We start from the raw sequence: 24,153 nt of genomic DNA, 5'->3' as shown, positions 1-24,153 counted from the left end.
ATATGTGCAATAATATAAGACTTTGCTTCATGTCATTGGGTTAAATCACTATATATTTAAAAGACTTAAATTCTGTTTTTGCTATCTTTTCCAGCCATAACCCGGGAACCGATAAATGCCACAATTGGTACGCTCAGAATAATACCTATACTTGCCGTTATGGCTCTTATTATTTCAAGGGCAATTAAATCCGTATTAATGATCTGCGAAAATGGAATTCCATAAGCAAATATCATAAGTACAAGATTTAAAGAGGAACCTGCAAATGCTAAGATTAATGTATTTGCCATTGTGCCCATAGCATCTTTACCGATATTCATTCCGGATTGAAACAATTCAATAGATTTCATTGTTGGGTTCACTGAGTGTAATTCGTAAATTGCAGAGGATATACTCATTCCCGTATCCATAACTGCTCCCAGAGCGGATATCAGTATTCCGGCAACCAGTAAATCTCTTACTTTCAAACCGTTATCCGTAGCTATTAACAGCATTGATTCAGCTTCTTCCATATTTAATCCGCTGATATGTGCTAATTTACCTACTATGTATGCAAGTATTCCTGCCACCAAGACTCCTAATATTGTACCTGTTATAGCAGAGAATGTCTTGGGATTGATTCCGTCCAGTAATATCAGGCATACTATGGTAGTTACTACAACAATTAATATGGTTAGGGGAAGTACCGGAACTCCTTTTGAAATCAATGGTACCAGAATATTCAATACACAAAGGATTGTAAAAATTAATCCCACCAAAGCCATAAACCCTTTCTTTCCGCCAATGATACATAAGAGAGCAGAAAAGAGAATAATTATCCCATATATTAAAAAGGAGCGGTCATAATTATAGATGGAAGCACTAAATTCTCCGTCGTGAGTATCTATTCTGGCGATAATCCTGGTTCCTTCTTTTGCATAAACATTGTACAGCAGTCCCAGATAGTTATCTATGATTTGTGTCTCACCTTTATGTTCGCCGCTTAATATCTTGATTTCAAGCAGCTGGTGTCCACGCTTTAGTCCTTCGGAATTCTCATCTATTTGTGTATTATCTTCTAAAACTTTAATTACTTTTGCTTTCACATATTTGATCGGTGAATTGGCACCGGTTTTATAATTTTCCGGATTGCCTTGATTAGCAAAATATAACAGAATTGAAAAAAATGCAATAAATATTACCGCAGCTGCTACTTTAATAATCAGTGTTTTCCTCTTATCCAATGTTATTCTCCTTATACAACAGTATTTGCAAGAAGATCTGGAGGTCTGAAATAATAGCCTTGCAATCTATTATTATTTACAGGGTCTGTAGTAAATATTAGCATTTTTTACAAAAAAAAGCAACTTATAATTACAGATTTTGTTTAAATGTTACGGTTTCAATTACACTTGAATTTGAAAGCCACAGCAGAAAATAATGATTCTGGATTTCAGGGGAGTCTTTATATGTGGAGCACGGGCCAATATAAAAGGAATTTTAATAATATAGTCATTCTGGGAGTAATTTAGCAAAACTAAAGCTCATACTGGAAGGACCCTTATTCATGGGCGGCATACCTTTCAAGCTCAGAATGACCATTTTATTATCTCTTTCAATACACTTTAGCAGGTTTCTAATCAGAGAATATTCCAAGAAAATGTAGGTTAACAAAAAATAGTCATAAAAAAAGCAAGATATGGATTGAAAATTGTTGAAAATTAGTTCATAATTAATAAGATATATATTATTATTAAGATATGAAATATAATAGAGTTTAGAAAATTATAAAAACATTACATATATTAGATTGGCAAACCTATTGAAAGATAGGGACGCAAAGCTAGAAGCCTGTCGGAAAATAATATGCATTTCCTATGGTCGTTCAGTTGCAACTAAGGTAGAATCAGTATGATTTTACTTAGTTGTTTTTTTATTTTTAATTAGGTTTATTATTAGATGGAATAAAAATGCATTAGAAGGAGTGTTATGAATGATAAAAGTGTTAATCGTTGATGATTCTGTTTTTTCACAAAAAATTGCTGCTAATTTAATTAAAAAAAACATGGATGATGTAGAACTTAGCTTTGCAAATGATGGAGAAGAGGGAATTGAACTATATGAAAAATTAAAACCGGATTTTGTTATTACTGATTTGTTAATGCCCAAATTAAGCGGACAGGAACTGATAAGATTAATAAAAGCACAGGATGAATTCGCAAAGATAATTGTAATATCTGCAGATGTTCAAAAAAACATTCGGGAAGAGGTAGAAGCTTATAATATATTGGCTTTTCTCAATAAACCGTTACAAGATGAAAAAGCTCAGTTAATTTGTAATTTAATGAGGGAGAAGATAGATGGATAGGTCCAGTTTCAGATATGATATATTAAAAGAGGTATTTAATATAAGCGTAGGTAAGGCTGCTGATTTGCTTTCAGAAATTACCGGTAAAAAAATATTGTTAAAGATTCCGGATGTAACAATTTTAGACAGAACAAAAAACGACATAGAAATATCAGAATATCTTCCTATTAAATTTGCCGGGGCATTAATGGTTTCCACTATTTCATTTAAAGAAAATTTAACTGGAAAAGCGAATTTGATTTTCCCGGCTGAAAAAATGAAAGCTTTTATACATCTGTGTCTGAATGAAGATATTCATGATGAAGATAATTTGAGTTTTACAGATATAGATTTTGACATAATTAAAGAAATCGGAAACATTATTTTAAATTGCATTTTGGGAGAGACCGGTAATTTACTTAATATCAAACTCCAATATTCTCTGCCGGAAGTTAAAATATACAATCATATTAATTTCAGAGAAGATATTGATGAAAACGAATATCAGCATATTTTAGTCTTATACATAACTTTTATTATAGATAGTACAGAAATTGAAGGTACTATCATAGTTGATTTAGCATTACAATCTTTAAACGAGTTAATTAGAAAAATTGATCAGATAGAGGCTGATATTTATGAATAACTATTGTTATGAAGTATTAAATAATGTTAACGAAGGTATTATTATAGTAAAAGAGAATTTTGAAATTTTTTTTTGGAATAATTATATGGAGGCTATTACCAATATAAAAAGTTCAAATGCAATGGGGAATAATCTATATACAGTGGTACCAAGCCTGAATAAGAATTATTTTAAAAACGTAGTTAAAAACATACTAAATGATGGATATGCTATGTTTTTTTCTGCTGCTATGCATCAGGATCTAATGCATACGGAAGAAAGGTTTAATATAAAAATCAGCAGAATTCAGGATGAAAACAAGACATCCCTGCTTCTGGAATTCCATAATGTTACCGGGCAGATGACTCAAATCAAACAGCTTAAAAAATATATCAAAGAATTGTATCATGTAAATAGAGAGTTAAAAGAGAAAGAAAAAGAGATTGAATATCTGGCTTATTACGATCAGCTGACAGGTGTTGCAAACAGAACATTATTTTACATTCTTGCTGAAAAATATATTCAAAATGCAAAGAGAAATAATAGCTTATTAGGTATTATTTTTATAGATATAGATAAGTTTAAAAGCATCAATGACACTTATGGACATCAAGCTGGAGATAAAATCATTATCAAAGCAGCTAATATTCTAAAAAAAGCTACAAGAGAAAGTGATATTGTGGTAAGATATGGTGGAGATGAATTTGTGGTTATCCTGCCTAATATGAAAGATATATCCGATTATAAAATTGTAGCTTCTAAAATAATTAACTTAAATGAAAATGTTATTTATATTGATGGAGAAGAAATAAAACTTTCATTTAGTATGGGAATCAGTATTTATCCTAATGATGGTGACAATATAGACAAGCTCATTGTAAAAGCGGATAAAGCTATGTATATTGCCAAGAGAAATGACGAGGATATTTATTATTAATTATAGAGGAATCATATACTGCTATAATGAAAATATGAGGTACTGCTATAATGAAAGAATGAGGTACTTGACGACAAGAAAAATCCGTGGTTTAATCTGTATGAGAATCATGTAAATTAATGGGAGGGAATTGATATGGGTTTATTAACTTTTATAATAGGTTCTGTTGTTTTGATAATTAGTATTGCAATAATAATAATTGGTGCTAAAATGTTCTTCAAAAAAGAAAATAGTAGAAGATTAAGTCTTAGTCTTATTAGTATTGGCACAATTATTTTATGTGGAAGTATATTTACTGGTAAGTTAAGTTATATAATTGGTTTCAGCCATGGATTTATTAAGGCAATTTTTGACTTATAAGCGAAATTGAATCGTTGTGGATTAAAGTAGATATATTCCTCTTATGGAAATGGTCGGGAATCACACGGGATAGAAGTGATTGCTTCTTTGCATTAAAAGATGGCTAAAAGCACCTTCCAGATGGAAGTGGGAATAATTTATGTATCTAGAACAGCAGTCACACCACAAAGCCATATGAATGATTGCGAATAAAATTCGAGCAATTTGCTGGAAACAATGGAAGAAGGTCAAAAGAAGGTATCGGAACCTAAAAGCCTTGAAACTATCGGAGTAGAAAGTACTTGAATTAGCCAAAAATATAAAAAAATACTGAAGATTGGCATAAGTAGTGCCCTAACAAATAAAATAATAGCCTAACTTGGAGCTATGTCCATGCTAGACTATTACTTCCGTCTTTATTTCTTATGATGTATTTCCAATAGTTCTTCTAATCGCATCTGCTCGTTTAACAAGTCTTCTATTGTTTTTGTAAAATTTCGTAAGCATAAAAGTCTGAATAATATTTTCCTTTTTTCTTCAGTAAATCAGCATTAATGGAAAACCTACTGCCCCACGATGAAAAAGCGACATGAGTGTTACCGGTGGTACCATTTTTAAAATACTTCGTAACGGTCATCCAGTGGAGCCAAAAATTTGCGTCTTCTGAAATTCCTAACGCTGAAGACTGGACCGGATCGTTTAGTAAATACCGAGTTTCCACCCCTCTTTCGAGCAGATTCTGGAGATAAACCGGGGTATCGTTTCTAAGTTGCTCGACCAAAAACATTTCTACATCATTTATTTTTTGGCTTTTCGGTTTATGGAGTATATATGTATAGTCGGTATATTGCGCCAGCCAGTAATATGCTGCTTCCATATCAATGGATAAGGTGCCATAGATTTGAGGTATATTCCCCAGGTGCGCGTAAAAATCAAGGAAGTCCAAATATTCTGTTTTTTCTATAGCGTCATTGCTATAGGCAAACCAGTCGTCAAAATTTTTGTAATCTGGGTTCGGCACCTGACCTACCCAGAAGTCATAATTATATTTTTGATGATCATTATGCTTTAATAGCTTATAGTATGTCTTGTAATCCTTTTGAATATGGTAGAGAATATTGTCGGCAAAGGCTACTGCGCCGCAGCCGCGGTATTCAAGCCACGCCCCCGATTTGCCGGAGCGACTTGTGAAAGAGTTATTCTTGTCATTCCACCAAGACTGATCTCCTCCGTAATAAATTGTATTTCCCTCTTTAATTCTAACATACTCTTTGGACGCAATATCGCTGGAAAGACCCGCGAGGGTATGGGGGGCGGCCATCATGGAGTTTATGCCCGCCTCCTGCTGATTTATTTCTTTAAGCAATATTTCATTTTTTATGACGTTTTCCTGATTGAAAAACTCTTCCTGTTTGGTAAAAGTTTCTTCTTCAGACGTCAACTCCGTTTGTAGAGCGTTTTTATCATTGTTAAGGGAATAATTCTGTGCAACAGATGCTCCGGTATTGTTAGGTTCATAATAATATGTAAATGGAACTGCGTATTTGACACGATTGCCATTGCTGTCACAGTTCTTAATATTACCATAATTTAACTCCACGGAGTCTATCAAGTAGAATGGCAAGCCATTTTTAAGCGCGCCAATGTTAATATGGCCTGCATGTTTATTAGAACTGTTTACAAATGGAACAGCGTACGCAAACAATTTATTGGCGGCGTCGAACAATGGAACTCGTTCGTCTAGGATTGTATAGTTACCATCCTCATACATCTGTATATAATAATTGGCAAGCTTAAATATTTCGTCTTCTGTAAAATAATCACCGTCAAATTCGATTTCCTGTATGTTAAGTCTACTTACGACGTCAAGATATTCGCTTGGGATATATCCGTATTCTTGCTTAAACTTAGCTAGAAATACTGTTATATCATCCTTATCGGGCGTCTTGTAAAAATCATCAAATCCACCGCCCATGGAACTACTGCCTCCGATATCCATTCCGTACGATAGCGTGAACTGCACGCGCATCACGTCTCCGTCGGCAAGATAATAATCCGCAAAACCAACATTAGGAAAAACAGAATTTACGCAATACATCCATCCGGATCCGGACGTGTAGTCAAACTCGCCGAGAGAATCTGGTGTACTCCGTTCGTAAAACTCAGGAATGTGTTCTAATAATACTTCGGGTATCGATGAAGTATCTGTTGGTATCGACGAAATCGAATCTCCCCTTATATTTTCAAGATAAAAATTTGAGTCAAGCGTTCCTGTTTTACCATAATCAAAGTTGTTACTTGTAAGCAAACGGTCAAGCACCTTAGCGGCATTTTCTCCTTCTTTGATTTCAACAAAAACAGGCTCTATAAGATACCCACTGCCTACTGTGAACATCTCCACACAGACCACTGCGTGACCAATTACATCTCCGTCATTGGATTTCACGTAATTTACCGTGCAGGTCTCCGTGGCAGAGCCTGCCGTAACCACGACCGTATATGCGCCAGTCTCTGAAAAGTTTAGAGTATAACTGTCTTTGACCCTATCTCCCCAACTCTTACCGGCCGGCCATTTATGGTTACGGTACTCCAAATTTTTGCGCCGGTCGAGTCTCTGGCAATTACATCAAAAGTAAGTTTGCTACCAAGCAGAGTCATACCATCGGTTAATTTTACAAGCGTTATCGTATCCATTACAGGTTCCGTCAACGTGGATTTACCCTGTAGCTTGGTCTCAGGATAAGCGGAATCATTGTCATATTCTGCAAATACTTTCACGCTCATTGGAAATAATAAAACAAGTAATAATAAAAAACTTATAACTCTACTTAATTTTTTCATTGGTAATACCTCCCTCATATATAAGATTAATTCTTTATAGATATACTGGTTTATATATTAACTATTTACAAGTGTAACCAAAAATAAAGCAAGGCTACATTTAACAAGAGGGCCGTATATTTGGTCTACCCTCTTGCGTATTAACTCCAAATGCTAATTATCGGTTACTTTTTATATGTCGGCAAATAAAATAAATTACCAAATATACTATAGTAACTAACATCCAAGGAAAAGAATTAAGTGCAGTCATAGTTGGAGGAAGACCTTCTGGTATTGGATTGCCTAGCCAATAGATAACTTGAGTAATTGACAATGCTATAAGTATTAGCCCCCAAAACCAGCTTTTCCGTAGTGAAGCAAATATCTGAACGAATAATCCAATTGCTACAACAATCAGCATAGTATTATCATATTTCATTTATTATTCCTCCTCTTTAATTGGTTAGTGTAAAGTTTTTCACACTATTTTCTATTTAGAACTTTAAAAAAAGGATTTTGATAAGAGTCAATATTATATTGTAATAGATTTAGCTTGTAAATGAATTTTGTCATTCTGAGAGCAAATTCAGGATAGCTGAATTCTATGCTCGAAGAAACTCACTTTCTAAATGAGATTTTTCGCCTTTTAGGCTCAGAATGACAAATTCATATGTGTATTAAACTTTAATTTTAATGTATATTATTCTGCTAATTTAACTAATTTATCGTACTTAGCTTTTGCATCACGTTCAGCCTTAGCAAATAACTCAGCTGCTTTTTCAGGATTAGAACGAGCAAGTGAACTATAACGAACTTCATTTTGTAAGAATTCCTGGTAATCAGCAGTTGGAGCTTTTGAGTCTAACTGGAATGGATTCTTTCCTTCTTCTGCAAGGCGTGGATCGAATCTGAATAAATGCCAGTATCCAGCTTGAACTGCACGTTTTTCTTCAGTCTGTGCACCCTTCATACCACCTTTGATACCATGGCTGATACATGGAGCATAAGCGATGATAATGGATGGTCCTGGATAACTTTCAGCTTCAACAAATGCTTTTACGCATTGATTGTAGTCAGCACCTTGTGCGATTTGAGCAACGTATACATAACCATAGCTCATAGCAATTGCTGCTAAGTCTTTCTTCTTAACTTCTTTACCACCAGCAGCGAATTGAGCAATAGCACCGGTAGGAGTTGATTTAGAAGATTGACCACCTGTATTGGAGTAAATTTCTGTATCGAATACAAGGATGTTAACGTCCTGACCACTTGCAATTACATGGTCTAAACCACCAAATCCGATATCGTAAGCCCATCCGTCACCACCAAAGATCCATTGGGATTTCTTGGATAAGAAATCTTTGTTAGTTAAGATGTCAGCTCTTAAATCATTATCACAATTACATGCTTCTAATGCAGAGATTAATTCTCTGGAAGCTGGAGCATTTAATGTGCTGGAATCTTTTGTTTCAAGGTATTTTTCACAAGCTGCTTTTACATCTGCATTATCAACAACTTTGGAAAGTGCTTCAACGGAAGATAGTAAACGTCCTCTTAAAGCTCCTTGAGCAAGTGACATACCATAGCCATACTCAGCGTTATCCTCGAATAAGGAGTTAGACCAAGCTGGACCACGTCCGTTTTTGTCTACTGTATATGGTGTAGATGGTGATGAACCACCCCAGATAGAAGAGCATCCTGTAGCATTAGCAATGTACATTCTATCACCGAATAATTGTGTTGCAAGTTTAGCATATGGAGTTTCACCACATCCAGCACAAGCACCGGAGAATTCAAGTAATGGTTTCTTGAACTGACTTCCCTTTACAGTTGTAGGTTTAAATTTCTCAACAACCTCATCAGGATTTCCAATTTCTACACCATAATCGAATAGTTTCTGAGCTTCTAACTGTTCTTCTAATAGCTGCATGGATAATGCTTTTTCACCCTTCTTACCAGGGCATACATTTACGCAAGAACCGCAACCAGTACAGTCAAGTGTGGATATGGATATTGCAAATTTATAACCAGGCATACCTGTTAAGTCAAGGAATCTTGAACCTTCAGGAGCGTTTGCAGCTTGTTCTTCTGTTGCAGCAATCGGACGAATAACTGCGTGAGGACAAACGTAAGAACAGAAGTTACATTGGATACAGTTATCTGGATTCCAAGTAGATACATCAACTGCTACACCACGTTTTTCATATGCGGAGGAGCCTGCAGGAGCAGTACCATCTACATAATCTACGAATGCGGATACAGGAAGGTTGTCACCGTCTTGTGCATTAATAGCATTCTGAACATTATTTACATAATCTACAAGTCCTTTTCTGGAACCTGTTGCAGTTACAGTTAAGCTTTCATCTGAGCCATCTGCCCAGGAAGCAGGAACTTTAATTTCTACTAAGCCAGCAATACCACGATCAATAGCATCGTGATTCATTTTAACAATTGCTTCACCTTTTCTGCCATAAGTAGCAGTTGCAGCGTCTTTCATATATTTAACAGCATCATCAACAGGAATAATATTAGCTAATTTAAAGAATGCAGCTTGAAGTACTGTGTTAATACGAGTTCCAAGACCTACATCTTTACCTATCTGAATACCATCAATAGTATAGAACTTAATATTATGTTTTGCTATGTAGCGTTTTACCTGTCCTGGAAGATGTTCTTCGATTTCATCCATATTCCAACTGCAGTTAAGTAAGAAAGTACCATTATCCTTTAAGTCTTGAACCATGTTGTATTTTCTTATGTAAGAAGGATTATGGCAAGCAACAAAGTTAGCTTTGTTAATTAAATAAGTTGCTTTAATTGGATCTTTACCAAAACGTAAGTGAGAGATAGTTACACCGCCGGATTTCTTTGAATCATATGAGAAATAAGCTTGTGCATACATATCTGTATGATCACCGATGATTTTGATAGAGTTCTTGTTAGCACCAACAGTACCGTCAGCACCAAGTCCCCAGAATTTACAGCTAATTGTGTGTTCCGGAGTTGTATTAGGATTCTCTGTAATATCAAGAGAAAGATTTGTTACATCATCAACAATACCAACTGTAAATTGTTTCTTCTCGGTATTCTTGTATACTGCAATGATTTGTGCAGGAGTGGTATCTTTGGAAGCTAAACCATAACGTCCTGTGAATATAGGTGTATTATGGAACTTAGAATCTCTTAATGCTGCAACAACATCAAGATATAGAGGTTCACCAAGTGCACCTGGTTCTTTTGTTCTGTCTAATACACTGATTTGTTTTGCAGATTCAGGAATCGCATCAATTAAATGTTTTGCACTGAATGGTCTGTACAATCTAACTTTTACAAGACCAACTTTTTTACCAGCAGCTAATAAGTAATCAATGGTTTCTTCAATGGTATCACATACTGAACCCATTGCAACGATTACATGTTCAGCATCTGCTGCACCGTAATAGTTAAATAATTTATAGTCAGTGCCAATTTTGGCATTTACTTTATTCATATAGTCTTCCACTAAGCCAGGAACTGCATCATAGTATTTGTTGCTTGCTTCTCTTGCCTGGAAGAAAACGTCAGCGTTTTGAGCAGTACCACGAGTTACTGGATGTTCTGGATTATTAGCATTACGACGGAAAGCATTTACAGCATCCAGATCTGCTAATTCTTTTAAATCTTCATAATCCCAAGTTTCGACTTTTTGAATTTCATGAGAAGTTCTAAAACCATCAAAGAAATGTACAAATGGAACACGTCCTTTGATTGTAGCAAGATGAGCTACTGCGCCTAAGTCCATAACTTCCTGAACATTGCCGGAGCAAAGGAAAGCGAAACCGGTTTGACGACAAGCATAAATATCGGAATGATCACCAAAAATTGATAATGCGTGACTTGCAACAGTACGTGCAGAAACGTCAATAACACATGGTAATAATTCACCAGCCATTTTGTACATATTAGGAATCATTAATAATAAACCTTGGGAAGCAGTAAATGTTGTGGTTAATGCACCCGCAGATAAAGAACCGTGTACAGCACCAGCAGCACCGGCCTCTGATTGCATTTCAGTTACATGAACTTCGTGACCGAAGATGTTTTTTCTTCCTTGAACAGCCCAAGCATCTGTTACCTCAGCCATAACGGAAGAAGGTGTGATTGGATAGATTGCTGCAACATCAGTAAATGCGTAAGACACGTGAGCAGCAGCGTTATTTCCATCCATGGTTTTCATTTTTCTAGCCATGTTATATTATCCTCCTTGTAAAAATAAGTAATTGAGTTACAAAGTAAAAAGACAACAAAAGAAAAGAGTCACCTTTTGCGCCTCAATCACAGTTAAAATATTTAATAAAATATCCATTTATAGAGTACCACTAAAGCGGTGTTGTGTAAAGTCTTTCTTAGAAATTAAAAGTAAAAAAAGTATTAGAATTTGATTAAAATTTTGAGTTTATAAAGAAATTAGTAATTATTTATACTATTTTTATGGTATATTTTTGTCTAATGCATGATATTATATACAATAGTTTAAAGGAGGTTCATAAAAAGAAGTTTATAATTTTTGCTACGAAAACAAAGGTAAAATCTTGCCTTCTTTTCTACCTTTAAAATATGTAACGTTATATTTTATTTAGCATATAACATATAACATTATAATTCTATATTTTATATAATTAAACTGCATTAAATATAAATTATAAGCGGTATTGCTTATAATAGGAAATCTTAGTTAAGTTGTTGACAAGGAACATTTCATAAGTTATAATACTTTGAATGTATCGTAATACTGATTAAACGGAGGAAGGGTGTTTATAATATGGTAGACAAAAAGAACATATTGACCTATGAGGGTTTAAGACAATTAGAGGAAGAGCTTCAGGATTTGAAGGTGAACAGAAGAAAAGCAGTAGCTGAGAAAATCAAAGAAGCTAGAGAACAGGGAGATTTATCGGAGAATGCTGAATACGATGCAGCAAAAGATGAACAAAGGGATATTGAAGCAAGAATTGAAGAAATAGAAAGAATTCTAAAGAATGCAGAAGTAGTTGTAGAAGACGAAGTCGATGTAGACGTTATTAATATAGGATGTAAAGTTAAAATTTTGGATTTGGAATACAACGAAGAGATGGAATACAAGATCGTTGGTTCCACAGAGGCAAACAGTTTAAAAGGTAAAATTTCTAATGAATCGCCAGTTGGTCAGGCACTTCTCGGTGCAAGAATTGGCGATATTGTTAATGTTGAGACACATTCAGGTACGATACAATACAAGATTTTAGAAATTCAAAGATCCAATTAATTCTTTGAAATGTAACTTGTTATATGTGAATATAAGTAAAAATGTTTGCTGTCTACATAAGACAGCGTTGTTTCAAGGAAGAGTTACTTGGTAATGGACAGAAAGGAAGGATATTGTGGCGGAAGAAAAAATGCAACAAGATGGACAGGATTTGAATGAGCTTTTAAAAGTTAGAAGAGAAAAGCTAGCTGATTTAAAAGAGAATGGAAAAGACCCGTTTCAGATTATGAAATATGATGTAACCCATCATTCTGCAAAAATTGCAGAACAGTTTGAAACATTGGAAGGCAAGGAAGTATCCATTGCCGGACGTCTTATGTCAAAAAGAGTAATGGGAAAAGCTTCTTTTTGTAATGTTCAGGATAAAAAAGGCAGAATTCAGATTTATGTAAAAAGAGATGAAGTAGGGGATGAGGTTTACGCTGACTTTAAAAAGTTCGATGTAGGTGACATTGTAGGCGTTAAAGGTCAGGTGTTTAGGACTCATACAGGCGAAGTATCTGTAAAAGCTACAGAAGTTGTTCTTTTATCCAAAAGCCTCCAAATTCTTCCTGAAAAGTTCCATGGACTGAAAGATACGGATATTCGTTACAGACAGCGTTATGTGGATTTAATTGTGAATCCTGAAGTAAAGGATACCTTTATCAAACGTTCTTTCATCATTAGAGAAATTCGTAACTATTTAGATAATAGGGAATTTATTGAAGTGGAAACCCCTGTTTTAGTACCAAATGCAGGTGGAGCGGCTGCAAGGCCATTTAATACACATCACAATGCCTTGGATGAAGATCTACATTTAAGAATATCTCTTGAGTTATACTTAAAGAGACTAATTGTTGGCGGTTTGGAAAGAGTTTACGAAATCGGCAGAGTATTTAGAAACGAAGGTTTGTCTGTAAGACATAATCCTGAGTTTACTTTATTAGAATTATATCAGGCATATACAGATTACTATGGAATGATGGATTTGGTAGAAGAATTATTCAGAACAGTTGCTAATAATGTTCTGGGTACTACTACAATCACTTATGATGGTGTTGAAATCGATTTGGCAAAACCATTCGAAAGATTAACTATGCTGGATGCGGTTAAGAAATATTCTGGTGTTGATTTTACAACTATTAACACGGAAGAAGAAGCAAAGGCACTGGCTGATCAACATCATATTAAATATGAAGATCGTCATAAAAAAGGTGATATTATCAACTTATTCTTCGAAGAATTTGTAGAGGAGAACTTAGTTCAGCCTACCTTTATTATGGATCATCCTGTTGAAATTTCACCACTTGCCAAGAGAAAACCATCGGATCCTAACTTTACAGAACGTTTTGAATTATTTATTACCAAGAGAGAAATGGCAAATGCTTTCTCTGAATTAAATGATCCAATTGATCAAAAGGGACGTTTTGAAGCACAGGAAGCACTTCGCGCAGCAGGTGACGAGGAAGCTAATTCCATGGATGAAGATTTCTTAAATGCGTTGGAATACGGTATGCCTCCTACAGGTGGTATTGGAATTGGAATCGACAGATTTGTAATGTTGTTGACGGATTCGGCGGCTATTAGGGATGTGTTGTTATTCCCTACGATGAAGAGTTTGGATAAATAAAGTGGCTTAAATACTGGATTTGCGAGGTTTGAACACCACGCCATACGCCAATTTTACGCCAAACGATGTCGGTTTCGATGTCAGAAATTAATAAAGATGATGTGGAATCAGACGATATGACAACTAGAACCTCATTAGATAGAGAAATCTGTCTGATGGGGTTTCCTTGTTATATACGAGGTAAAACAAGAAGCAAATGTACTTTAAGGTTGCAGCATGCACTAAAAGAGGATTTACTATGTCCATTCCATTATTTTGGAATAACTGATATCGAAATCGATGGTGAGATAATGGATGATAAGACGGGAATGAGGAACTTTTCTTATTTGGTTTCAGATAAGCGGCTGGATAAGGTGTCGTTGGATACTGTGGAATGGTTGCCGGCGGATATTACTTTGGTTGATAAGATAAAAGAATTGATTTGATTTGTGGAGTGTTATGTGGGCAAACAGAAATTTTGCACATAGTTTTAATTAAAAATTTAAATTTTATAGGGCTATTGCACTAAGAATTAGTACATAGCCTTTTTTTGTATGTTAAAGTTTATAAAGAATTATGTTGAAAAATTGGTAAAAATGTCGTATAATTTGTTTGAAGATAGTTAAAGAAACTCTATATAAGTTGTTAAGCTAGTGTCATATTATATTCATGGAAAGGAGAAAATATTGTTGCTTTTCTATGCATCAATATGGTAAGACTATGAAAAAAAGAAAATTCAAAATTAACACGATTCGTATCAAACTAGTTTCAGGAATGATTTCTTTATGCATTGTTCCATTGCTAATTTTAGGAATGGGGTCTTATTATCAGTCAAAGTCAAAATTAAATGAGAAACTGACATTAGCAAGTACACAAACACTATCGCAGATAAATGATAGCTTACAAGAATATTTTAGCGGTATGATACAAGTGATTTCAATAACGGCAGATAATTATCATTTTATACATATTAATGAGGGTGAAAACTCAACTTTTATAAAAGAATTACTTGGGAATGTAAAAGAACATAATAAAGATATTCTGAGTCTATATTATGGATTGGAAACAAAAGAAACAATTATTTATCCTGATACAGAACTACCAGAGGGATACGATCCTACTTCAAGGTCATGGTATCAACAGGCTATTAATGATAAGGATAATGTTGTATTAACCTCACCATATGTAGATGCATTTACTGGAGATAATATTATAACTATAGCAAAAGCTGTTGTAATAAATGGACAGATTGTAGGCGTGGTTGCCATTGACTGTTCTTTAGCAACCTTAACCAATAAGATTGCTGAAAAACAGGTTGGAAATACAGGGTATATTTTTCTGGCGGATAAAGATGGAAAAATCATTGCCCATCCTGATACAAAATTAAGAAACACGGATACAGCTGCAAAGTTATCGTTCTGGTCCCAGGCAAAGGAGAATGATAATGGATTTGTTGAGTATAAATACAATGAAGAGAATGTATTTGGTGTATTTCAGACTAATAATATAACAGGCTGGAAGCTAGTGGCTACACTTAATGAAAGTGAACTGACAGATGATACAAGGTCTATATTAAACACTACTTTTACTATTATCGGTATTATGGGATTAATATCTGTTGTTGTTTCATTGTTTTTAAGTTCCGGTATTTCGAAAAACATAAAAATGCTTATGCATGTATTTTCGAAAGCATCAGAAGGAGATTTTACAGTTTATATTAAGGCAAAGACAAAAGATGAATTTAGTGATTTGGCGAATTCCTTTAATTCTATGCTTAAAGATGTTTCTATGCTCTTGGGGAATGTAATAAATTCATCCGATACAGTTATGGAAACCTCCTCAAGTTTAGCTACTATGTCTTCAGAGGTAACACTGGCAGTTGGAGAAGTGGCTAAAGCAATTGATGAAGTATCAAAAGGTGCTGTTACACAGGCCAGTGACGCACAAGAAGGTGTAAATGGAATGGAAAGCCTGTCCAAACAGTTAGATGAAATCAACAGTAATTCAATAGAAATGGATACAATATCAAACGGTACAAAAGGATTGAGCTCTACCGGGCTAGAAATGGTAGAGGCGCTAAGAGAAAAGTCAAATAAGACAAAAACATCTACCGATGAAGTTAATACTATTATTGAGGAGATGTATGAAAGTTCATTACATATAGGTAATATTTCAGATGCCCTTGCAACGATTACGGCACAAACAAATTTGTTATCTTTGAATGCTAGTATCGAAGCTGCGAGAGCAGGAGATGCAGGAAAAGGATTTGCAGTTGTAGCAAGTGAAATTAGGAAACTTGCAGAGGAATCAAAAAATTCTACTGAAGAGATTAAGGGAATAGTAGAGAATATTCAAACAAAGGCAGCGATAGCAGCTGAATCAATAAAAATTACTAAGCAAGTGGTAGATGAGCAAGATATAGCAGTAGTTCAAACCCAAGAAATATTTGATGATATATTAAAAGCAATTGAGAATATGACAATCAAAGTGAAAGAAATCAGAAGTTCAATTTTAATTACCAATGAAAATAAGTCATCCCTTTTGGCAGCCATAGAAAATATTTCATCGGTATCGGAAGAAACGGCTTCAGCGTCAGAAGAAGTAACCGCTTCAACAGAAGAAATAAATGCAACAATGGAAGAGTTTGCGAGATATTCAGAGAATCTAAAGAAACTTGCGGATCGGTTAGGATTAGAAGTAAGGAAATTTAAAATACAGCAATAAATTAAAATTTTTATCTTAAATATAAATTATTAATTTTGATTGTGAATTGTGGCAATTGATAGTATGGTTTTACTATTAGTTGCCATTTTTTAGTGAGTTTAAGATGTAAAAGGATGATAAGATTAATACCTTAATTTTTGGGGAACAGGAGCATATTGAAAAACCAGAGCATAATTTAGGTGGCTTGCCCGTGTCAATGCTGGCAAATGGACTGCTTTTTGGAATCTCTATTTTTGTAGAACCTGAGTACGGATAAGCGTCCTAAGAAAAATCATCTTGAAAAAAGGGTTATATTAGTTATAATGGTTGTATAAACAAGCAGAAAAAATGAGGTGGAGATTATGGCAGTAAAAAAATATGATAAGATATATCAGGATTTGAAACAGAAAATAGAGGAAGAAGTTTACGGATTTCAGGAGTTGATTCCGTCAGAATACACGTTGATTGAGGACTATGATTGCTCTCGAAATACGATACGACGGGCTATCAGCCAGTTGGGGACGGAAGGATATGTCCAAAGTATCCATGGTAAGGGTGTGGTTGTCATATATCAGAAGGAGAACCAGGCAGAGTTTGTATTGGGCGGAATCGAGAGTCTCAAAGAGGCAGCGGCCAGAAATCATATGGAGTATCGTACAAAAGTCATCTGTTTTGCGGAACTTACGGTGGATGAAAAGATGAGGAAAAAGATTCTGTTTCCATTAGGGACGGAAATCTATTATATACAGCGTGTCCGGTATGTGGAGGGGGAAGCCCTGATTATTGATCACAACTATATGCGCCGGGATGTGGCGGGCGGATTAACCCCCAAAATTGCGGAACAGTCGATTTATGAGTATTTGGAGAAGGACCTGGGTGTGACCATCGCAACCACCAAGAGAAAGATGACAGTGGAGCGAATCACCCAGTTAGATGAGACATATTTGAACATGAAGGGATACAACTGTGTGGCGGTGGTCAGCAGCCACACTTTCAACGCAGAAGGGATCATGTTTGAGTATACCCAATCCCGCCACCGTCCAGACTGTTTCGCATTTTATGATCAGGCACAGCGGTTACATGAAAGAGAATAATAAGATCACAGGAGAACAGGTCAGACGGCTAAAAACCGGAGACCTGTTTTTTGATTATCAAGAAGAAAATTTCAAGGAGGAAATTAATTAAAAAAGGAAAAAATAATTAAAAAAGGGAAAAAATAATTAAAAAAGGAGAAAGTTAATTAAAAAAGTTCTTGACAATGATGTTTAAACAAGATATAGTAAGAACATAAAAAATGTTGTTTAAACAAGTTAAGCAAGAAATAAAAGAGTTGAGGAGAAGTACAATGTAATGCAGAATTTCAAAAAGAGTTGTGTTTATCAGATTTATCCAAAATCATTTATGGACAGCAATGGTGACGGTCTGGGAGATTTAAAAGGTGTAACCGGGAAGTTGGATTACATACGGGAACTGGGAGTGGATTACATCTGGCTTACCCCCTTCTTTGTATCACCCCAAAAGGATAACGGGTACGACGTGGAGGATTACTACCGTGTAGACCCGCGGTATGGTACCATGGAGGATTTTGAGGAGCTGATCCAAGAGGCAGAAAAACGTGGCTTGAAGGTGATGTTGGACATGGTGTTCAATCACGTATCCAGCCGCCATGAGTGGTTTCAGAAGGCATTGGCAGGCGACGAGATATATAAGCAGTATTTTATCTTCAAAAAAGGAAGAGACAAGGGGCGGCCACCCACCAACTGGGCCAGCAAGTTCGGTGGAAGTGCCTGGGAGTACGTGCCGGAGTTTGACGAGTATTACCTGCATGTGTTTGACGTAACCCAACCGGATTTAAACTGGGAAAACCCGGCAGTTCGGGAAGAATTAAAAAAAGTAGTCCGTTTCTGGATGGAAAAGGGTGTGAAGGGATTCCGCTTTGATGTAATCAACTTAATCAGTAAGGGCGAGTTCCTGGATGATAACGAAGGAGATGGCAGAAGGTTCTACACGGACGGACCCAAAGTCCATGAGTATATAAGGGAATTAAACGAGGCCACCTTCGGTACCGACACTCAGATTGTGACAGTGGGGGAGATGAACAGCACGAAAATGGAACACTGCTTCTCCTACGCGGGAAGCGAGACCCATGAACTGTCCATGGTGTTCAACTTCCATCATATGAAAGTAGACTACGTGGGGAATGAGAAATGGGTGCTGGTACCCTTTGACTTTAAAAAGCTAAAGGAGATTCTGTTTGACTGGCAAGTCCAGATGGCAGAGCATGATGCATGGAATGCGGTATTCTGGTGTAATCACGACCAGCCCCGGGTAGTGTCAAGGTTTGGCGATGATGGAGAGTACTGGAAGGAGTCGGCTAAGATGTTGGCAACAGCGATCCACTGTCTACGGGGGACACCCTATATCTACCAGGGGGAGGAGATTGGTATGACTAATGCCGGATTTACAGATATCGCTCAGTACCGTGATGTGGAGAGCCTGAATCATTTTAAGATACTTAAAGACAAAGGAATCAGCGAAGCCAATGCCTATGGTATCATGGGCGTTCACTCAAGGGACAACAGCCGTACCCCCATGCAATGGAGTAAAGAGGAGAACGCAGGTTTTACAGAGGGAACTCCCTGGATTCCGGTGAACGAAAATTATGAGCGAATTCATGTATCATCCCAGATGAAGGATGAGGATTCGATTTTAGAACATTATAAGAGGTTAATCAGAATACGTAAGGAATACGATGTGGTAGCCGTAGGAGATATCGAGCCCCTTGTAAAGGAGCATCTGGCGGTGCTGGCTTATAGGAGAGAATACCAATCGGAGAGTCTGGTGGTACTATGTAATTTCTATGGAAGAGAGACTGAAGTGGAGTTGGAGCTGGAGACAGAAGGGTATCGGTGTCTGTTGAGCAACTATGAAGGCACCAAGGAGCTGAGGGGGGGAATGAGACTGCGACCCTATGAAGCACTGGTATTCTACAGGCATAGAAAATGATTCATGCAGGAAAAGGAGGATTAAAATGAAACAATTATTGAAGAAGTATTGCTTTGAGATAATGCTGGTGCTTCCTATGAGTCTGTATATTCTGGGTTTTACAATCGTTCCCATCATTCAGTCAATTATTATGGGATTTCAGGATGATTATTCCGGGGCATTTTCTCTGGCCAACTACCGGTATCTGTTCAGCCGTCCAAACTTCCTTCAGTCCATCGGGAATACGGTATTTACAGCGCTGGTAAGTCTTATGGTTCAGCTGGTGATGGGGCTTGGTATCGCGCTGGTGCTGAAAGCAAGATTTAAAGGAAAAGGAATCGTGCGTGCGCTGGTGTTGATGCCTATGGGTATTCCCACGCTGGTCTCCGGTGTTATCGCCTTATATATCTTTGGCACATCAGGATATTTAAACGAGGTGCTGTTCCGGATTGGGTTAATCACTACTCCTATAGACTGGACAAGCGGAGGCTTAAGAGGTCTTTTTGTGGTGATAGCCGCGGACACCTGGAAAGTGCTGCCTACCATGATTCTTCTGCTTCTTTCCGGATTGGAATCTATTTCAGGGGATTTATATGAGGCATCTGGCATTGACGGAGCCACGGCGTGGCAGGCATTTCAGAAGATTACGCTTCCACTGTTAAAGCCCACAGTCACCATGGCACTTTTATTCCGGGCGGTGGACGCATTCCGTATATTTGAGCTGCCCCAGGTTCTGGTGGGCCAGTCTATACCGTTTGTGGCGACCTACGCTTACGAGGAGTACTCCATGAACAATCCAAACGCCTCAGGAGCGGCGTCTACGATTCTGCTTATGATTATTCTGCTGTTTGCGTTCTTGTATATAAAATTTATCGATAAGGGGGAAGGATTCAGTGTTTCGGAATAAGACAATCAAAAAATCCGCATTTGCGGTACTTGCGTTTCTGATTTGTTTGTTTATGGTAATTCCCTTATATATTATTATTAAGATTTCCTTCGGAACCTCGGCGGAAATTTTGACCCAGCACCCAACGCTTTTGCCTCACAGTTTTACACTGGAGCATTGGAAGGGCGTTCTGGAATCCGGAAATCTTTGGGGACCGTTTTCAAAGAGTCTGATGGTGGCCACAACCACTATGATAATTGCCATTATTGTGGTAGCACCGGCATCCTACGCTATCTCGCGGCTGAACAAGGGGCTGATTATGGCACACCTGATCGGCCAGATGCCGTTTATGGCATGGATTCTGGTTTCTACATTCTCTGCTATCCCCAAGGAACTGGAGGAGGCAGCGGAAATCGATGGGGCTAATAGGATGAGAACACTGCTTGATGTGATTTTCCCGGTGGCCATGCAGGGGATCGCCGTATCTGGCCTCTACGTGTGGCTAAATTCTTGGAATGAGTTTACCTACGCGTTGTATTTATCATTGTCCACCAAAACTCTTCCACTGGGAGTTTACTATTATGTGCAGCGTGGAGGATTTTTCCAGCAGGCGGCATATGCCACCATCCTTGCGATACCGGTGATTATCATTACATTTATTTTACAGAGATATTTAAAATCAGGCTATTTATCAGGGGCGGTGAAAGGTTAGCCGTGCTTGTTATAAAAAAGAGAAAAAAGGAGGAAACAATTATGAAAAAAGGATTGAGACAGATTGCGGCAGGAGCGGTTGGAATGATGATAGCGATGGGACTTTTGACCGGCTGCGGAGGTGGCGGAAAAGCGGATACCTCCAAGACACTTCGTGTGACTATGGCGCTCAGTGAGGAGGAGTGGGCGGTTATGAAGAAGTCCGTAATACCGAACTTTGAGAAAGACAACGGCGTGAAGGTGGAAGCCATCCAGGTGGAAGCTTCCGATGTGGTGAAGAAGCTGGAGGCCATGAATGGAGCCGGAAAGATGGAGATTGATTTAATTGCTCAGGACGTGAATAACTTATCTACGTTGGTGTATAACGGTCTGGTAGAGGATTTGTCCGAATATACGTCACTGATTCCGGCTGAGAGTATTGGAAAGCTTGCGCAGGCTGGGGAGTTTGACGGAAAGACTTATTTTATGCCTTACCGTCCCAACGCTGAGATTAACTATTATAATGAGAATAAATTCAGGGAGTATGGTCTCACTGCCCCAACAACCTGGGAAGAGTTGTATGAAACTGCAAAGATACTGAAAGAGAAGGAGGGCATCGGCAGAGTTGCCCTGAAAATTAAGATGAGCGGGGATATCATCGAGGCAGCGGAGTTTATCCGATCCGCTGGTGGAGATCCGCTGGTATTGAACGACGAAGGTTCTATCCAGGCATTTACTTACTTACAGAAACTGTGGCCGGAGCTGTCGGAAAACACAATCAAGGCCAGCTTTAGCAGCACAAATGGATTTCTAGCTAAGGACGAGGTCTACTACGCACCTAACTGGCCTTATGGCGCCAACATCATCGTGAAAGATGGTGGCAAGACAGAGATCAAAGCTTATGCAGGGTTCTCCGGTCCGAACGGGTTTGTAAAGACTCTGGGTGGCGAGATGCTGGGCATTCCTGTAGGCTCCCCTAACAAAGAGCTGGCAGTAAAGTTTATTCAGTATTTAGAAAGCAAAGAAGTACAGGAAATCCTGATGCGGGACAATGGTTGGGCATCCTTTAGAGATGACGCTTACGCAGAGGCGGAGGAGTGGCAGAAGCCATACTTTGAGGCAACACAGGCTGCCCTTGCAGCAGCGGAACCGCTTCCTAATGTCCCTTATTGGTCAGAAGTTCAGCAGGCAATCAATGATGCACTTAAGGAGACTCTGGTAGAGGGAAAAGATGTAAAGATAACGCTGGATAAATACGCGGCTCAGATAGAGGCGGCAAAGAATAAGAGCAAGTAAAAAATGGGGTTATCGGTAAGACATAATCCAGAATTTATAGAGTGTTTTGAATTTTTCATTGTGAAAAGAAAATGGCGAATGCCCTCAAAACGAATGATCCAATTGATCAAAGAGGCCGTTTGGAAGCACAGGAAGCGCATCGTACAGCTGGTAATGATAAAGCAAATGAATTAGATGAAGATTTCTTTTGTGCATTGGAATACGGTCAAATTTAATAAGAAAGCACTATTTGGGACATTTTTCTAAAGGAATTTAGAAAGGTGTCCTTTTTGGCGTAATAGAGAAAAGGAAGAAGAGTGTCTATAGAAACAGAAGATAAGAAAGTCAGTTTATGACAAGTGAATCTGTATACAGAACTTGTGAGGAGATTGATGAAGCAATTTTGTCTTATGTTGAAATTAAAGCAGTTACAATAGGTAATCCTTTGATTCGTGAAAGAATGAAATTAGATAATGATGTGCAGCTATTGAACAGCTATGTTACAATTAATTGAAGAACAGAAAAATGTGTATATAGAAGAAGCAAGAATGTTGGAGACATCTATGAAATAGAAGAATGTAAATAAAATGCAATAAAGCATTAATAAAAATTGAAAGAAATATTTTAGGCAATATGATATAATTTTAAAGATAATAGTTTGATAAAAAGCAGGTGATTTATTTTGAAGGAACGAGCAGAAGTAATTGCATTTTGTATGAAGCTAAAGGATGTTTATGAAGATTATCCATTTCATGATGCGAACTGGAGTTTAATGCGGCACAAAAAGAATAGAAAAGCATTTGCATGGATTTATGAGCGTGAAGGTAATATCTGGATAAATGTAAAATGCGATCCAGAGTGGAGAGATTTCTGGCGTAGTGCATATGAATCGGTGATACCCGGATATCATCAGAATAAAGAACACTGGAATTCTATCATACTGGATGGAACAATTCCAGATAATGATGTTATGAGAATGATTAAGGAGAGCTATGACCTTACAGATGACAAGAAGAAAAAAGCAAAGAATTAAATATACAATCATATTTGTCCTGCTGCTGTTTATTGAAGTGCTGATTGCACTATATGTGCATGATTCTTTTGTACGACCCTATGTAGGAGATGTGCTGGTTGTGATTGTACTATATTGTTTCATAAGAATATTTATGCCGGATAAATTCAGCTTGTTACCGTTATATATTTTTATATTTGCAGCAGGAGTGGAAGTTCTGCAATATTTCAAATTAGTACAAATACTGGGATTGGAAAATAACACATTTTTGCGTGTGTTGATGGGCTCAGTATTCGATATGAAAGATATAGGATGCTATGGAGTGGGATCCATTATTCTTGGAGCAATTGAATTTGTAAATGCTAAACATAAGATTGAAAAGTGATTGGAGATAGAACGATGGATGGAACCGTTAGAAGTAATATTAAAATAGGTGCAAAGGTACTTGTGGTGCAGAAACAAGACCAGAGAACAGGAAAATTGACAGAAGGTATTGTACAGAGACTACTTACCAATTCAGCAAATCACCCAAGAGGAATAAAGGTGATGTTAGAAGGTGGTATCGTTGGTCGGGTACAGAAGATTTGTGAATAGTTGAAGGATGACTTTTGCGTAGTAATATTTGCCAGGGTTATTGACAAATGTATACAATTGTAATACAATATATTCGATAATTTTGTGTA

At 37.1% G+C, this 24,153-nt stretch carries 23 protein-coding genes and 1 riboswitch; of the genes, 18 read left to right on the top strand and 5 right to left on the bottom strand.

Annotated features, from left to right (window positions below; all coding sequences use genetic code 11):
• Window positions 1-65 precede the first annotated feature (65 nt).
• Complete coding sequence (locus tag RT261_RS12740; protein ID WP_313133003.1) at window positions 66-1,223, bottom strand: YibE/F family protein; 1,158 nt, start codon at window positions 1,221-1,223, stop codon at window positions 66-68.
• Window positions 1,224-1,781: 558 nt separating this feature from the next.
• Window positions 1,782-1,876, top strand: a riboswitch (cyclic di-GMP riboswitch).
• A gap of 96 nt (window positions 1,877-1,972) precedes the next feature.
• Here RT261_RS12740 and RT261_RS12735 point away from each other — a divergent pair.
• The 4 genes from RT261_RS12735 to RT261_RS12720 all read left to right on the top strand — a co-directional run bounded on the left by RT261_RS12735 (window position 1,973) and on the right by RT261_RS12720 (window position 4,248).
• On the top strand, window positions 1,973-2,347 hold the full coding sequence (locus RT261_RS12735) for a response regulator transcription factor (RefSeq protein WP_313133001.1): 375 nt from the start codon (window positions 1,973-1,975) through the stop codon (window positions 2,345-2,347).
• Window positions 2,340-2,972, top strand: a complete 633-nt coding sequence (locus tag RT261_RS12730; RefSeq protein ID WP_313132999.1) for a chemotaxis protein CheC — start codon at window positions 2,340-2,342, stop codon at window positions 2,970-2,972. The genes RT261_RS12735 and RT261_RS12730 overlap by 8 nt, the downstream gene beginning before the upstream one ends.
• Entirely contained in the window at window positions 2,965-3,888 is a 924-nt protein-coding gene (locus RT261_RS12725; RefSeq protein WP_313132998.1) for a diguanylate cyclase domain-containing protein, read from the top strand. Before RT261_RS12730 ends, RT261_RS12725 begins: the two co-directional genes overlap by 8 nt.
• Before the next feature lie 135 nt (window positions 3,889-4,023).
• A complete protein-coding gene (locus RT261_RS12720) occupies window positions 4,024-4,248 on the top strand; it encodes a hypothetical protein (protein ID WP_313132996.1) in 225 nt (74 codons plus the stop codon).
• Between the two features lie 457 nt (window positions 4,249-4,705).
• Here the strand turns inward: RT261_RS12720 and RT261_RS12715 are convergent, their stop codons facing one another.
• The 4 genes from RT261_RS12715 to nifJ form a co-directional block, all read right to left on the bottom strand.
• Window positions 4,706-6,673 carry a DUF4430 domain-containing protein gene (locus RT261_RS12715; protein WP_313132995.1) on the bottom strand — a complete coding sequence of 656 codons (1,968 nt, stop codon included), beginning with the start codon at window positions 6,671-6,673 and terminating at the stop codon, window positions 4,706-4,708.
• A gap of 74 nt (window positions 6,674-6,747) precedes the next feature.
• Window positions 6,748-7,068: a hypothetical protein gene (locus tag RT261_RS12710; RefSeq protein ID WP_313132994.1), complete on the bottom strand. Its 321-nt coding sequence runs from the start codon at window positions 7,066-7,068 to the stop codon at window positions 6,748-6,750.
• A 157-nt stretch (window positions 7,069-7,225) separates the two neighbouring features.
• Window positions 7,226-7,486, bottom strand: a complete 261-nt coding sequence (locus RT261_RS12705) for a hypothetical protein (RefSeq protein ID WP_313132992.1) — start codon at window positions 7,484-7,486, stop codon at window positions 7,226-7,228.
• A gap of 261 nt (window positions 7,487-7,747) precedes the next feature.
• A complete protein-coding gene (nifJ, locus tag RT261_RS12700; protein WP_313132991.1) occupies window positions 7,748-11,275 on the bottom strand; it encodes a pyruvate:ferredoxin (flavodoxin) oxidoreductase in 3,528 nt (1,175 codons plus the stop codon).
• Window positions 11,276-11,848: 573 nt separating this feature from the next.
• Between nifJ and greA the strand changes: the two genes are divergently transcribed.
• From greA to RT261_RS12630, 14 genes are all read left to right on the top strand, one after another.
• Complete coding sequence (gene greA / locus RT261_RS12695) at window positions 11,849-12,331, top strand: transcription elongation factor GreA (protein ID WP_313132990.1); 483 nt, start codon at window positions 11,849-11,851, stop codon at window positions 12,329-12,331.
• 130 nt (window positions 12,332-12,461) lie between these two features.
• Window positions 12,462-13,940: a lysine--tRNA ligase gene (lysS, locus tag RT261_RS12690; RefSeq protein ID WP_313133045.1), complete on the top strand. Its 1,479-nt coding sequence runs from the start codon at window positions 12,462-12,464 to the stop codon at window positions 13,938-13,940.
• 65 nt (window positions 13,941-14,005) lie between these two features.
• Complete coding sequence (locus tag RT261_RS12685) at window positions 14,006-14,365, top strand: hypothetical protein (protein WP_313132989.1); 360 nt, start codon at window positions 14,006-14,008, stop codon at window positions 14,363-14,365.
• Between the two features lie 274 nt (window positions 14,366-14,639).
• Entirely contained in the window at window positions 14,640-16,643 is a 2,004-nt protein-coding gene (locus tag RT261_RS12680; protein ID WP_313132987.1) for a methyl-accepting chemotaxis protein, read from the top strand.
• Window positions 16,644-16,984: 341 nt separating this feature from the next.
• Window positions 16,985-17,716, top strand: a complete 732-nt coding sequence (gene treR, locus RT261_RS12675; RefSeq protein ID WP_313133044.1) for a trehalose operon repressor — start codon at window positions 16,985-16,987, stop codon at window positions 17,714-17,716.
• 256 nt (window positions 17,717-17,972) lie between these two features.
• Window positions 17,973-19,628, top strand: a complete 1,656-nt coding sequence (gene treC / locus RT261_RS12670) for an alpha,alpha-phosphotrehalase (protein ID WP_313132986.1) — start codon at window positions 17,973-17,975, stop codon at window positions 19,626-19,628.
• 25 nt (window positions 19,629-19,653) lie between these two features.
• Window positions 19,654-20,514, top strand: coding sequence for a carbohydrate ABC transporter permease (locus tag RT261_RS12665; RefSeq protein WP_313132985.1), 861 nt, complete (start codon window positions 19,654-19,656; stop codon window positions 20,512-20,514).
• Complete coding sequence (locus RT261_RS12660) at window positions 20,501-21,205, top strand: carbohydrate ABC transporter permease (protein WP_313132983.1); 705 nt, start codon at window positions 20,501-20,503, stop codon at window positions 21,203-21,205. The genes RT261_RS12665 and RT261_RS12660 overlap by 14 nt, the downstream gene beginning before the upstream one ends.
• Window positions 21,206-21,246: 41 nt before the next feature.
• Complete coding sequence (locus tag RT261_RS12655) at window positions 21,247-22,479, top strand: sugar ABC transporter substrate-binding protein (RefSeq protein WP_313132981.1); 1,233 nt, start codon at window positions 21,247-21,249, stop codon at window positions 22,477-22,479.
• Between the two features lie 71 nt (window positions 22,480-22,550).
• Window positions 22,551-22,694 carry a hypothetical protein gene (locus RT261_RS12650; RefSeq protein ID WP_313132980.1) on the top strand — a complete coding sequence of 48 codons (144 nt, stop codon included), beginning with the start codon at window positions 22,551-22,553 and terminating at the stop codon, window positions 22,692-22,694.
• Between the two features lie 116 nt (window positions 22,695-22,810).
• A complete protein-coding gene (locus RT261_RS12645) occupies window positions 22,811-22,972 on the top strand; it encodes a hypothetical protein (protein ID WP_313132978.1) in 162 nt (53 codons plus the stop codon).
• 168 nt (window positions 22,973-23,140) lie between these two features.
• Window positions 23,141-23,491, top strand: coding sequence for an MmcQ/YjbR family DNA-binding protein (locus tag RT261_RS12640; RefSeq protein WP_313132977.1), 351 nt, complete (start codon window positions 23,141-23,143; stop codon window positions 23,489-23,491).
• Entirely contained in the window at window positions 23,463-23,855 is a 393-nt protein-coding gene (locus tag RT261_RS12635; protein WP_313132975.1) for a ribosomal maturation YjgA family protein, read from the top strand. Before RT261_RS12640 ends, RT261_RS12635 begins: the two co-directional genes overlap by 29 nt.
• A gap of 14 nt (window positions 23,856-23,869) precedes the next feature.
• Window positions 23,870-24,064, top strand: coding sequence for a YwbE family protein (locus RT261_RS12630; RefSeq protein ID WP_313132973.1), 195 nt, complete (start codon window positions 23,870-23,872; stop codon window positions 24,062-24,064).
• Window positions 24,065-24,153 lie beyond the last annotated feature (89 nt).

This window comes from Anaerocolumna sp., assembly GCF_032079385.1.
GTDB lineage: Bacteria > Bacillota > Clostridia > Lachnospirales > Lachnospiraceae > Anaerocolumna.
Note: the sequence above shows the minus strand (reverse complement) of the source record. Positions and strands in the feature narration are given on the sequence as shown.

Excerpts from the sequence above, each read along its gene's own strand:
- RT261_RS12730 (WP_313132999.1), top strand. The coding sequence starts at position 2,340 with ATGGATAGGTCCAGTTTCAGATATGATATATTAAAAGAGGTATTTAAT.
- RT261_RS12725 (WP_313132998.1), top strand. The coding sequence starts at position 2,965 with ATGAATAACTATTGTTATGAAGTATTAAATAATGTTAACGAAGGTATT.
- lysS (WP_313133045.1), top strand. The coding sequence starts at position 12,462 with ATGCAACAAGATGGACAGGATTTGAATGAGCTTTTAAAAGTTAGAAGA.
- RT261_RS12735 (WP_313133001.1), top strand. The coding sequence starts at position 1,973 with ATGATAAAAGTGTTAATCGTTGATGATTCTGTTTTTTCACAAAAAATT.
- RT261_RS12635 (WP_313132975.1), top strand. The coding sequence starts at position 23,463 with ATGACAAGAAGAAAAAAGCAAAGAATTAAATATACAATCATATTTGTC.
- treC (WP_313132986.1), top strand. The coding sequence starts at position 17,973 with ATGCAGAATTTCAAAAAGAGTTGTGTTTATCAGATTTATCCAAAATCA.
- RT261_RS12685 (WP_313132989.1), top strand. The coding sequence starts at position 14,006 with ATGTCGGTTTCGATGTCAGAAATTAATAAAGATGATGTGGAATCAGAC.
- RT261_RS12710 (WP_313132994.1), bottom strand. The coding sequence starts at position 7,068 with ATGAAAAAATTAAGTAGAGTTATAAGTTTTTTATTATTACTTGTTTTA.
- RT261_RS12720 (WP_313132996.1), top strand. The coding sequence starts at position 4,024 with ATGGGTTTATTAACTTTTATAATAGGTTCTGTTGTTTTGATAATTAGT.
- RT261_RS12680 (WP_313132987.1), top strand. The coding sequence starts at position 14,640 with ATGAAAAAAAGAAAATTCAAAATTAACACGATTCGTATCAAACTAGTT.
- treR (WP_313133044.1), top strand. The coding sequence starts at position 16,985 with ATGGCAGTAAAAAAATATGATAAGATATATCAGGATTTGAAACAGAAA.
- RT261_RS12645 (WP_313132978.1), top strand. The coding sequence starts at position 22,811 with ATGACAAGTGAATCTGTATACAGAACTTGTGAGGAGATTGATGAAGCA.
- RT261_RS12655 (WP_313132981.1), top strand. The coding sequence starts at position 21,247 with ATGAAAAAAGGATTGAGACAGATTGCGGCAGGAGCGGTTGGAATGATG.
- RT261_RS12650 (WP_313132980.1), top strand. The coding sequence starts at position 22,551 with ATGGCGAATGCCCTCAAAACGAATGATCCAATTGATCAAAGAGGCCGT.
- nifJ (WP_313132991.1), bottom strand. The coding sequence starts at position 11,275 with ATGGCTAGAAAAATGAAAACCATGGATGGAAATAACGCTGCTGCTCAC.
- RT261_RS12630 (WP_313132973.1), top strand. The coding sequence starts at position 23,870 with ATGGATGGAACCGTTAGAAGTAATATTAAAATAGGTGCAAAGGTACTT.
- greA (WP_313132990.1), top strand. The coding sequence starts at position 11,849 with ATGGTAGACAAAAAGAACATATTGACCTATGAGGGTTTAAGACAATTA.
- RT261_RS12705 (WP_313132992.1), bottom strand. The coding sequence starts at position 7,486 with ATGAAATATGATAATACTATGCTGATTGTTGTAGCAATTGGATTATTC.
- RT261_RS12665 (WP_313132985.1), top strand. The coding sequence starts at position 19,654 with ATGAAACAATTATTGAAGAAGTATTGCTTTGAGATAATGCTGGTGCTT.